The following is a 12,074-nucleotide window of genomic DNA, read 5'->3' as shown; positions in this document are numbered from 1 at the left end:
GATGTGCAGAACGCCATCGCCGAGCAGAATGTCCAGGTGGCGGCCGGCAAGATCGGCCAATCGCCGGCACCCGCCGGCACCGCCTTCGAGATGCAGGTCAACGCCGTCGGCCGGTTGAGCGATCCAAAGGAATTCGGCGACATCGTCGTGCGCGCCAACACCGACACCGGCTCGCTGGTCAGGCTGCGCGACGTCGCCCGCATCGAGCTCGGCGCACTGCAATATTCGTCGTCGGCCTTCTTCGGCAAGGACCCGACCGTGGTGCTCGCCGTCTACCAGATGCCCGGCTCCAACGCGCTCGATCTGCAGCAGCGCGTCAAGGACAAGATGCAGGAGCTGTCGGGCCGCTTCCCGAAGGGCGTGTCCTATGCAATGCACTACGACACGACGCGCTTCGTCTCGGCGTCGATGCATGACGTGCTGATCACGCTCGGCGAAGCGCTGGTGCTGGTCGTCGCCGTGGTGTTCCTCTTCCTGCAAAGCTGGCGCACGACGATCATCCCGACCATCGCCATTCCGGTGTCGCTGGTGGCGACGCTGGTCGTCATGGAGATGCTCGGCTTCTCGCTCAACATGCTCTCCCTGCTCGGCATGGTGCTGGCGATCGGCCTCGTCGTCGACGACGCCATCGTCGTGGTTGAGAATGTCGAACGACAGCTGGAGGCCGGACTCAAGCCGCTTGCGGCGACCAAGGCCGCAATGCGCGAGGTCACCGGACCGATCATCGCCACCACCGCGGTGCTGATGGCGGTGTTCGTGCCGGTCGCCTTCATTCCCGGCGTCTCCGGCAAGCTCTACAACCAGTTCGCGCTGACGGTGGCGATTTCCGTCGGCATCTCGGCCTTCAACTCGTTGACGCTCAGTCCCGCGCTCAGCGCGGCCTTCCTGCGGCATCGCGGCGAGACGCAGTTCGCCCCGTTCCGCTGGTTCAACACCGGCTTCGACAGGCTATCGCACGCCTACGCCAATGGCGTACGCATTCTCATCCGCTTGCGCTGGATCATGCTCGGCCTGTTCGCGGCCGGCCTGGTCGCCACCTACTTCGTCTGGCAGCGCCTGCCCTCGACCTTCCTTCCGGTCGAGGACCAGGGCTATTTCTTCGTCGTCATCCAGTTGCCCGACGGCGCGTCGCTGGAACGCACCGACGCGGTGGCGCAGAAGGCGCGTGACATCCTGCAGGCGACGCCCGGCGTCGAGATTGTCGGCTCGATCAGCGGCCTGAATTTCCTGACCAGTGCGGCGCAGTCGAATTCGGCGGTCGAATTCGCCATCCTGAAGCCGTGGGAGGAGCGCGGCCCCGACCAGAGTGCATCGAAGCTCGTCGCCGATGTGCGCGGCAAGCTGATGCAGATTCCGGAAGCTTTCGCGCTGAGCTTCGATCCGCCTTCTATCCCGGGTATCGGCACCACAGGCGGCTTCGAATTCGTCGTCGAGGATCTGACCGGCCGCGGCAGTTCAGCCCTCAACGATGCGACGCAAGCCGTGATCGCCGAGGCGCGCAAGCAGCCCGAAATCAACCCGCAGCAGCTGTTCTCGCCATTCTCGACCTCGACGCCGCAGTTCAACTACGACCTCGACCGCAGCAAGGCCAAACTGCTCGGCCTCAATCTGCCCGATGTCTTCAACACGCTGCAGATCTATCTCGGCTCGCTCTACGTCAACGACTTCAACCTGTTCGGCCGCACCTTCCGGGTGACCATCCAGGCCGACAAGGATGCACGTGCGGGTGCCGCCGACATTTCGCGGCTCTATGTGCGCAATGCCTCCGGCGGCATGGTGCCGCTCTCGACGCTGGGCAAACTCGTGCCCTTCGTCGGCCCGGAGACGGTGCCGCATTACAACAACAATGCCTCGGCCTCGATCAATGGCGGTGCCGCACCCGGCTTTTCCTCGGGCCAGGCGGTTGCCGCGATGGAACGGGCCGCCGCCATTGCGCTGCCAAGGGATTTCGGTTTCGAATGGACCGGCATCACCTTCCAGGAGCTCAAGGCAGGATCGATCGCGTCCGTCGTCTTCGGCCTCGCCATCGTCTTCGTCTTCCTGATCTTGGCGATGCAGTATGAGAGCTGGGCGATGCCGTTCATGGTGCTGTTGGCGGTGCCACTGGCCCTGTTCGGCGCCTTCGTGGCCCTGTTGCTGCGTGGCATGCAGATCGACGTCTACTCGCAGATAGGCTTCGTCATGCTGATCGGCCTGGCGGCCAAGAACGCGATCCTGATCGTCGAATTCGCAAGGCGACGGCGCGAAGAAGGCCTCAGCATCGTCGACGCGGCGATGGAGGCGGCACGGCTCCGGCTGCGGCCGATCCTGATGACGGCTTTCGCCTTCATCCTCGGCGTGCTGCCGCTGATGTTTGCCACCGGTGCCGGCGCGGCAAGCCGGCAGTCGATCGGCACCACCGTGTTCGGCGGCATGGTCGCAGCGACCATCCTGTCGCTGGTGTTCGTGCCGGTGTTCTACGCGGTCATCGAGCAGCTGCGCGAACGCCGCGGCAATGACGAGCCCGCCTCTCAAGACAATGAACCAACGACTGAGCCCGCCTTGCGCCCCCTGGCGGAAGCGGCCGAATAAGATTGGAGACTGATCATGCGTAAATGGAAAATCGCGTTGGGAACGGCCGTCGCGCTGGGAGCGATCTCGGTGGCCAGCGTCCACCTGCTCGACATGGGCAACCTCAGCCTCAATGCCGGCACGGCCGCGGCGACGCCTGCTCCGGCGGCATTCGTCATGCCGGTGCCGGTGGTTAGTGTCGTCAAGAAGACGATCCCGATCTACCTGGACTATGCCGCGCGGACGGAACCGATCCGCAGCATCACCTTGCAGGCCAGGATTCCGGGCTATCTGCAGGAGCAGACCGCAGCCGACGGCGTCGACGTCCGGCAAGGCGATCTTCTCTACAAGATCTCGCCTGACGACTTCCAGGCGGCTCTCGACCAGGCCAAGGCGCAAGTGCAGCGCGATACGGCGACGCTCGACTATGCCCGCTCCAACCTCGGTCGCGGCACCGAGCTCGCCAAGAGCGGCTACCTCGCCAAGGACGGCTTCGACCAGCGCACCAGCACCTTGCGCGAGGCACAGGCGTCGCTGGCGGTCAATCAGGCGGCGGTCCGCACGGCAGAGCTCAATTTGAGCTACGCTGAAATCCGGGCGCCGTTTGGCGGGCGTCTCGGCCGCAACCAGGCTTCGGTCGGAACGCTGGTCAGCGTTGCCGGCACCGTGCTCAACACGCTGGTGCAACTCGATCCGATCTATGTCACCTTCAACCCGAGCGAGACGGATCTGGCCGAGATCGAGCAAGCCCGCGCGAACGGCCCGATCGAAGTGGAGGTGCTGCTCCCCGGCCAGACCGAGGCCAGCCAGAAGGGCGAGCTTACCTTCATCGACAATTCGGTCGACCGCTCGACCGGCACGATCACGGCGCGCGCAACGATCGGTAACGGCAAGTTCACGCTGCTGCCCGGCCAATATGTTCGTGTCCGGCTGCATGTGAGAGAGCAGGCCGACGCGCTGATGGTGCCGCAGACGGCGCTGGGCTCGAGCCAGCTCGGCAAATATCTCTATGTCGTCGGCAAGGACAACACGGTCGACCAGCGGCTGGTTTCGCTCGGACCGACGAGCGGCGGTCAGGTCGCCATCCTCAGCGGCGTCGCCGAGGGCGACCAGGTGATCACGGGCAATCTGCAGAAGATCGGACCCGGAGCGCCTGTATCGCCGATACCGGAAAAGCCGGCCACCTGAACACCCCCGTCAGGACCCGGCTTCAGCGCGGCGCCCCGACCTTCCCACAGGTCGCGGGCGCCGCTCGACTGAGCAGTTCCACCAGACCGGCAACATCGGCGCGGTCGGCCTTGGCCACCGGCATGAATGCACAGTAGGGATGCCCGAGGCGCACGGAGACGGAGGAGAGCGCAATCAGCCGACCGGCCTCCAGATCGGCGCGCGCCATGACCCGCTGGCCAAGCGCGATGCCCAGGCCCAGCCTTGCCGAGGCGATCGCAAGGCTGGACAGGCCGACGCGCCGCCCGTGCGACGGGTCGGGTGAGCGGCTGCCGCCGGAGGCCGCAAACCAGTCAGCCCAGGTCGGGTGCGAGGCATAGTTCGGCCCCCAATTGGTGTGGATGAACTGGCTCTCGTGCAAATCCGCCAGACTGGTATCGCCATTGCCGTGCCGGTGCCAGAATTCCGGTGCGCAGACAGGCAGGACGTCGTCATGGACGAGACGGACGAGTTTCAATCCGGGATAGTGATAATCGCCATAGCTGATGCGCAGGTCGATGTTCTGGCGCATCAGGTCGACCGGATCGTCCTCGACCCGAACGTCGATCGCCATCTGCGGAAAGGCATCGAGAAGTACCGCCAGCCTCGGCGCCAGCCACAGTTCGGCCAGCGAGAACGGCACGCTGACGACCAGGCGCGTCCGCATCCCGCCCTCCAGCATACGCTGGCCTATAGCGGCGATGTCTCCCAAAGCCTTCGCGGTCTGCGGATAGATAGCGTGGCCGGCATCGGTGAGCGCGATGCGGTTGCCGGTGCGCACGAACAATTGCTTGCCGAACCAGTTCTCAAGATTGCGTATCTGCTGGCTGACCGCTGCAGAGGACACGCCGAGTTCAGAAGCGGCCAAGGTGAAGCTGCCGGCACGGGCGGCAACTTCAAAAGCCTTGATCGCATTCAGCGGCGGCAACCGTTCCACAACAGATCCATAAGTTTTTCTTGCTCAATCCTAATTATTTTCGACGTTGAGAGAAAGATTTTTTTGCCGTCTCATAGGCTCGAAACCTTCGGAGCCATGACGATGAAAGACATCCTCGATCTCGACCGCTATCCGCTCGACCGCGAAGGCAGCGCCGAATGGCAGCGCCTTGTCGAACAATCCGTCGCCGCGCTCGAAGCCGACGGCATGTTCAATCTGGAAGGGTTTTTGCGCCCCGGCGTGGCGGAACAAGCCGTGCGCGAAATCCAGCCGGTGATGGCCGCGCGCTCGCATGTGCACAAGCGGATGCACAACATCTACTTCAAGCCTGACATTCCCGAGCTTGCACCCGACCATCCGGCGCTGCGCAAGGTGGAGACCATCAGCCACACCGTCTGTGCCGACCAGATTCCGGCCAGCGTCGTGCTCGCCATCTACGAATACGAACCGCTGCTGCGCTTCCTGGCGGCGACGATGGGCAAGACCAGGCTGCATGTCATGCAGGATCCGTTGGCGCGAACCAATGTCATGGCCTATCGCGCCGGCGAGGCTTTGAACTGGCATTTCGATCGCTCCGAATTCACGACGACGCTGCTGCTGCAGGCAGCGGAATACGGCGGCGACCTCGAATACCGCACCGATCTGCGATCTGACGGCAATCCCAACTATGACGGCGTCGCAAGGCTGCTGGACGGGCGCGATCCCGATGCAAAGATCCTGCGCATGAAGCCCGGCACGCTGAATGTCTTCCGCGGCAAAAACACCGCGCATCGCGTCACCACGGTCGAAGGCGAGCGCGAGCGCATGATCGCGGTGTTTTCCTACTATGAAAAGCCCGGCGTGGTGTTCAGCCCCGAGGAGCGGGTCGGCTTCTACGGCCGTGCCGCCTGAGACCGAAAGGCCGACATGCCAACGGCCCCCAAGAATCCGAAGATGACCTCTTGTTAGATTGTCGACAATCTGCTTGTCTTGCTTTCGATTTCCCTGGGAGTGGCCGAATGGCGAAAGCGGATTTCAGTCCGATTGCGGACACGACGCGACGCGCCGAGATCGTCGCGCTGTTGCGGCGTGCGATCCTGACCGGGCAGCTCGCACCCGGCCAGAAGCTCAACGAGCTGCGGATTTCCGAACAGATGCGGGTCAGCCGCGCGCCGTTGCGCGAGGCAATGCGCGAACTGGTCCAGGAAGGCATCCTGACCAGCATCCCCTATGCCGGCACCTTCGTCATCGAGGTCACAGCCAAGGACATCGACGATGCCTATTCGTTCAACAAGGTGATGGACGAGCTGGCCATCGAGCGGGCGTGGCCGCTGCGCGACCAGCGCTTCTTCGACGAGCTCGACCGGCGTCACGAAGCCGTGAAGCAGGCGACCCGTGCGTTGGACACGACACGCCAAATCGAAACCGCGCTGCAACTGCATGGCCTGATCTACGAATGGGCCGACAATTCGGTGCTGCTGGAAACCTGGCAGCGGCTGACCAGCCGGCTGCAGATGTATTTTGCGCTCCACCAGCATGCCCGCAATGAGCCGGTGCCGGCCGAAGACGTTCACGAAACCTATGTGCGGTTGCTGAAGGGCAAGGACATGCGTGCAGCCCAGCGCCATGCCAGGGAGCACATCGATCTCGATTTCGAGGAGTTGCTTGCCTATGCGCGCGGCCTCGAACAACGCCCGTCGAGGGGCGCCTGACCCGTTCCCCACCATCACAGACAGCGGACAAGACACGTGCAGATCGAAACCATCAAGGCCTACCATGTCGTGCAGCCCTTCGTGGACGGGCCATACCGCATGTCGAAGGGGCGCGAGGCCGACGCTTTCGACGCGGTGATCGTGTCCATTGCATCAGACAGCGGTATCACCGGCTGGGGCGAGATGGCGCCGCTCGGCAATTTTTACTCGGCAGCCTTCCCGGCCGGCGTTCGCGCCGGCGTGGTCGAGATCGCGCCGCATCTGATCGGCCATGATCCGCGCGGACTAGCCAACATCGGCCGGCTGATGGACACGGTGTTCAAGGGTCATCCCTACATCAAGTCGGCGCTCGACATGGCCTGCTGGGATCTGGCGGGGCGCGCCGCCGACGTGCCGCTGGTAACGCTGCTCGGCGGCAAGGAAAGCGACACCGCAGAACTCTACAAGGTCGTCACGCACGGCAGCGTCGACGCCATGGCCGCGCTGGCCAAGCGCATCGTCAAGGACGGCTTCCACCGGCTACAGGTCAAGGTCGGCGGCAATGTGCATGACGACATCGAGCGTGTCACCGCGGTCGCCGCCTCGGTGCCGAAAGGCACGGTCATCTTCTGCGACGCCAATGCCGGCTGGACGCCCTATCAGGCGCGCCAGTTCGCCGACGCCACGCGCGCCATCGACTACACGTTCGAGCAGCCCTGCACCACGATCGACGAGAACATGTCGGTGCGCCGCATGCTCGACAAACCGATGGTGCTCGACGAATCCGTCACCTCGCTCGAGGCGATGCTGGAAATTCATCGCCTGGGTGCGGCCGACGGGCTGACCCTGAAGATCTCGCGCCTTGGCGGCGTGACGAAGACGCGCCAGATCCGCGACGTTGCCGTCGACCTCGGCTTCATGATCACGGTCGAGGACACGGGCGGCGCCGAGATCGACACCGCGGCCATGGCGCATCTGTCGCTGTCGACGCCGGAAGAGCGCCGGCTGCATGCCATCGCCTTCCATGAATGGGTGACGGTGCGCACGGCGTCGAACATGCCGCCGGTCACCGGCAGCCGCATGGGCATTCCGGACGGACCGGGCCTCGGCATCGACGTCGTTCCCGACCTGCTGGGCAAGCCTTTCTTCGAGGTCGGCCGCTGAGATGAAGATCCGCAGCATCAAAGCCACGCCGATCAATCTGCGCCTCGAAGCACCCTATGCCTGGGTGTTCGGCGAACTCGACGGATTTTCGCCGACCATTGTTGAAGTCGAGACCGAGGATGGCTTGATTAGCCTCGGCGAAGCGCCGACGCCAGCGGCGGCCGCGATTATCAACGATGTCCTGGCGCCACGGCTGGTCGGCCGCGATGCCTTCGACATCGCCGGCGCCGAGCATGTCTGCCTGCCCTTTTGGACCGGCGTGCAGTCGATCAACGACCGCACCCGCATCATGGCCTTCGGCGCCATCGAGATGGCGTTGTGGGACCTGCGCGGCAAGGCGTGGAACCAACCGCTCTACCAGTTGCTTGGCGGCGCTGTGCGCAAGGATATCCCGTTCACCGACTATTTTTCGCTGCGCGGTGATGGACCAAAGGTGAAGGGCGAGACGACGCCGGAAGAAGTCGCCGATTATTGCGTCGAATTGCACGAGACGCATGGAACGACCTTCTTCGAAGGCAAGTTCTCGACCGAAGATCCGAAAGTCTCGCTCAGGATGGTCGAGCTGATCCGCAAGAAACTCGGCGACGATGCGATGATCCGTATCGATTCCAACCAGGCTTATTCACTCAGCACCGCGCGGCGGCTGGCGCGCCCGCTGGAAGAGTTGGGCGTGCGCAACTGGGAGGATCCGGTGGCGACCATCGAGGAGATGCGCGAATTGCGGCGCCATTGCTCGATCCCGTTCTCGACCCACAACATCGACATTGCGCGCGCCATGGAAACCAAGGTTCCGGACGCGTTCGTCGGCAACCCGACGACGCATGGCGGCATCGGCCGGCTACTGCGCTTCGTTGGCGCCTGCGAGCACGCCGGCATCGATTTCTGGTGCTACAGCGGCGACAGCGGCATCGGCAGTGCCGCCTATCTGCACCTGTGCGCGGCACTTGGCTGGATCAGGGAGCCGAACCAGTCGCTGTTTCGCATGCTGCCGATGGATGTCACCGAGGAAGGGCCGTTTTCGCCGAGAAACAATTTCGTGCGCGTTCCGGAAGGTCCTGGTCTCGGCGTCACCTTGTCGCGCGAAAACCTCGCTGCCTGTCACAGAGACTTTACCGAGAAAGGACCGTGCAACAAGTATCATGACCCGGCAAAGCCCGGAACCTATCGCCGTTTGCCGCTGAACTAGACGGCGGCAGCCGGCCAGACAGCGGCCAAGAGACGAGAAGCCAACCGCGCGACTTCGGTCAGGAAGGTTGGACAAGACGATGGAGCAGTGCAGCCAGGAAGCCGGCGCGTCCACGCCACGACTGGATGGACCGGACAAAACCGCATGCTAAGGTTTCGGTCGACAGACCTCTCTGGCGGCCGAAAAATGGAGCAATCCACGAAATTTCGTCAACCATAAGAAATAGGGGAAAGGGTAAAAACCCATGAGCAAGAACTTTGGCATTCTCGACCTGATCCGGCGCAATCGCACGCCGCTTGAAAATCACCTGATCGACGGCCTTGTCGACGGTCGTGTCAGCCGCCGCGACTTCGTCCGTCACGGCAGCCTGCTCGGCCTGTCGCTGCCGCTGCTGGGCCGTATCGGCATGGCCGCCGGCCTCGGCGGCATGCCGTCGCTGGCGCGTGCCCAAGGCGCACCCGGCGCCACCATCCGTGTCGCCAGCAGCGTGCCGGCAGCAACGATCGACCCAGTCACCATTGCGGACGCCGGCGGCCTGCTGGTGATGCAGCAGGTTGCGGAATTCCTTTGTGTCGACGGCCCCGACCTGGTGCTGCAACCGGCGCTGGCCGAGAGCTGGAAGCCGAACGACAACGGCACGGTTTGGACCTTCAAGCTGCGCAAGGGCGTAAAATTCCACAGCGGCGGGGAGATGAAGGCCGACGACGTCGTGGCCAGCATCGACCGCCTTGCCGATCCGGCAAACTCGTCCAACGCGCTGTCGGTGTTCAACGGCATCCTGCAGAAGGGCGCCTCCAAGAAGGTCGACGACTACACGGTGGAATTCCACCTCGATGCGCCGAACGGCAACTTCCCCTACATGCTGTCGTCCGACAACTACAACGCCGTCATCATCCCGGCGAGTTACAAGGGCGACTACGAGAAGAGCTTCGACGGCACCGGGCCGTTCAAAATTGAGAAATACACGGCAAAGGTCGGCGCCTCCTTCGTCCGCAACGAGGATTATTGGGGTCCGAAGGCACTGCCGGAACGCACCGAATTCACCTTCTTCACCGATATGCAGCCGCAGATCCTGGCGCTGCAGGGCGGACAGGTCGACATCATCAACCAGATGCCCGTGCTGGCCGGCGTCGCTCTGCTCAACGATCCGAACGTCGACATCATCAGCCTGAAGTCGTCGGCCCATCAGCAACTGCACATGCGCTGCGACGAGGGCCCGTTGAAGGATGCGCGCGTGCGCCGTGCCATTGCGCTCTGCCTCGATCGCGACAAGCTGGCCGCCGGCCTGATGAAGGGACGCTCCGCTCTGGGCAATGACAGCCCGTTCGCCGCCGTCTACCCTTCGACCGATACGAGCGTGCCGCAGCGCAAGCAGGATATCGCCCAGGCCAAGCAGCTCATGGAAGCAGCCGGCCTTGGCCAGGGCTTCAAGATAACCCTGACCACCGAACGCTACCTGGAAATCCCTGAATACGCCCAGCTGATCCAAAACTGGGTCAAGGAGATCGGCGTCCAACTCGACCTCAACATCCTCGACCAGAGCGGCTATTACGGAGACGCAGTGTTCGGCAAGTCGAACTGGCTGGATTCGGTGATGGGTATCACCGACTACGGCCACCGCGGCGTGCCGAACGTCTATCTCGCGGCACCGCTGAAGAGTGAAGGCACCTGGAACGCGGCACACTTCAAGAACAAGGACTATGACGCGCTGGCGACCAGCTACATCGCGGCCCTCGATCTCGAGGCGCAGAAGGCCGACGCCGGCAAGATCCAGAAGCTGCTGCTCGAAGAAACGCCTGTCATCTTCGGCTATTTCTATGACTATCTCACGGCGACGGCGAAGGGTGTGGCCGGCGTGCAGCCGACCGCCATGTCGCAGCTGTTCCTCGATAAGGCATCGAAGGCCTGAACGGAAGGGAAAGCCAATCCTCTAACAGCCAGCTCCCGCATGGGGGCTGGCTCCACAAGGAGTCCTAGCCATTCTCTCCTTCCTTGTCCGGCGTGTCTCGCTGTCGCTCGTCACGCTGTTCCTGCTCAGCATCATGGTGTTCCTGGGCGGCCAGGTGCTGCCCGGCAATGTCGGGCGCGCCATATTGGGCCCGTTCGCCGACCAGCGCGCGGTCGACGCGCTCAATCACACGCTCGGCGTCGATCGCCCGCTGCTAACGCAATACTGGAGCTGGATCTCCAACTTCGTCCAGGGCGACATGGGTACGTCCTACATCTTCCGCTCGCCGGTCGCGCCTTTCGTCATCGATGCGCTGGGCAATTCGATGAAGCTGGCGGCGGTCGCCTTCGTGCTGGTGGTGCCGATCGGCATCCTCGGCGGCGTCGTCGCCGCACTCAACCTCAACCGCCCGCTCGACCGCATCATCAGTCTCGGCGGCCTGTCGGTGACGGTGCTGCCGGAATTCGTCACCGGCATCATCCTGATCCTGATCTTTGGTGTCTGGCTGCGCTGGCTGCCGATATCGGCCGCATGGCCGCGCGACGCCGGCTTCTTCACGCAGCTCTATTACCTGATCCTGCCCTCGCTGCCGCTGTTCCTGGTGCTGTTCGGCTACATCGCCCGCATGGCACGCTCCGGCATGATCGAGGCGCTCGATTCCGACTACACGCGAACGGCCGTGCTGAAGGGCCTGCCCTGGCGCACGGTGATCTGGCGGCATGTGCTGCGCAATGCGCTGCTGCCGACCATCACCGTCATCGCGACGCAGACCGGCTACCTCATCGGCGGCCTTGTCGTCATCGAAACGCTGTTTCGCTACCAGGGCATCGGGTCGCTGATCTTCACCGCCGCGCGCGGCAAGGATTTCCCGATGCTGGAGTCGGGCATCCTCACCATCGGCATTGTCTATGCCGTGGCCACCCTTGTCGCCGACTTCCTCTATTCCGTGCTCAATCCGCGTATCCGTCTGGGGTCAGATCAATGAGCGCCGTCCAAACCAGCTCTCCTACACCAGACGACACGCGCCGGCGCAGCCCGCTGGCGGAGGTCTTTTTCTCGCTGCTGCGCTCGCGCACATTCCTTGTCGGTTTCGCCATCGTGCTGTTCTGGGTTGCCTGTGCGCTGTTCGGCGAGCATTTCGCACCTTACGATCCGCTCGCCGACGACATCATCAACGCGCTGGCGCCGCCCTCTTCCGAACACTGGTTCGGCACCGACCAGATCGGCCGCGACGTCTTCTCGCGCGTCATCGTCGGTTCGCGCGACATCCTGACCGTCGCACCGCTGGCAACCTTGCTGGCGACGGTAGCCGGCACGGCGCTTGGCCTCCTTACCGGCTATTTTCGCGGTCTCGTCGACGATGTCGTCAGCCGCATCCTCGAAGCCTTCATGGCGATCCCGGTGGTCATCGTT

9 protein-coding genes and 1 pseudogene are annotated in these 12,074 nt (G+C 63.5%); 9 read left to right on the top strand and 1 reads right to left on the bottom strand.

The features are described from left to right. Both EN984_RS06905 and EN984_RS06900 read left to right on the top strand, forming a co-directional pair. The coding region (locus tag EN984_RS06905; protein WP_164765396.1) for an efflux RND transporter permease subunit at positions 1 to 2,571 on the top strand (2,571 nt) is incomplete at its 5' end. 15 nt (positions 2,572 to 2,586) lie between these two features. Next, positions 2,587 to 3,738: an efflux RND transporter periplasmic adaptor subunit gene (locus EN984_RS06900; RefSeq protein WP_127268585.1), complete on the top strand. Its 1,152-nt coding sequence runs from the start codon at positions 2,587 to 2,589 to the stop codon at positions 3,736 to 3,738. Between the two features lie 22 nt (positions 3,739 to 3,760). On the opposite strand, the gene EN984_RS06895 is transcribed toward EN984_RS06900, so the two are convergent. Further along, positions 3,761 to 4,693, bottom strand: a complete 933-nt coding sequence (locus EN984_RS06895; RefSeq protein ID WP_127268584.1) for a LysR substrate-binding domain-containing protein — start codon at positions 4,691 to 4,693, stop codon at positions 3,761 to 3,763. A gap of 96 nt (positions 4,694 to 4,789) precedes the next feature. Between EN984_RS06895 and EN984_RS06890 the strand changes: the two genes are divergently transcribed. The 7 genes and pseudogenes from EN984_RS06890 to EN984_RS06860 form a co-directional block, all read left to right on the top strand. Next, complete coding sequence (locus EN984_RS06890) at positions 4,790 to 5,584, top strand: 2OG-Fe(II) oxygenase (RefSeq protein WP_245480039.1); 795 nt, start codon at positions 4,790 to 4,792, stop codon at positions 5,582 to 5,584. 107 nt (positions 5,585 to 5,691) lie between these two features. Next, entirely contained in the window at positions 5,692 to 6,384 is a 693-nt protein-coding gene (locus EN984_RS06885) for a GntR family transcriptional regulator (protein ID WP_023808713.1), read from the top strand. Positions 6,385 to 6,420: 36 nt separating this feature from the next. Further along, complete coding sequence (locus EN984_RS06880) at positions 6,421 to 7,527, top strand: mandelate racemase/muconate lactonizing enzyme family protein (protein WP_127268582.1); 1,107 nt, start codon at positions 6,421 to 6,423, stop codon at positions 7,525 to 7,527. Position 7,528: 1 nt separating this feature from the next. Then, entirely contained in the window at positions 7,529 to 8,713 is a 1,185-nt protein-coding gene (locus EN984_RS06875; protein ID WP_127270247.1) for a mandelate racemase/muconate lactonizing enzyme family protein, read from the top strand. Positions 8,714 to 8,957: 244 nt separating this feature from the next. Beyond that, positions 8,958 to 10,622, top strand: a complete 1,665-nt coding sequence (locus tag EN984_RS06870; RefSeq protein ID WP_127270250.1) for an ABC transporter substrate-binding protein — start codon at positions 8,958 to 8,960, stop codon at positions 10,620 to 10,622. 70 nt (positions 10,623 to 10,692) lie between these two features. Further along, positions 10,693 to 11,646, top strand: a complete 954-nt coding sequence (locus tag EN984_RS06865) for an ABC transporter permease (RefSeq protein WP_127270253.1) — start codon at positions 10,693 to 10,695, stop codon at positions 11,644 to 11,646. Beyond that, positions 11,643 to 12,074 (top strand): annotated as a pseudogene (locus tag EN984_RS06860) (ABC transporter permease); the annotation flags it as partial. The gene EN984_RS06865 and the pseudogene EN984_RS06860, both read left to right, overlap by 4 nt.

This window comes from Mesorhizobium sp. M7A.F.Ca.CA.004.12.1.1 (assembly GCF_003997835.1).
Taxonomy (GTDB): Bacteria; Pseudomonadota; Alphaproteobacteria; order Rhizobiales; family Rhizobiaceae; genus Mesorhizobium.
Note: the sequence above shows the minus strand (reverse complement) of the source record. Positions and strands in the feature narration are given on the sequence as shown.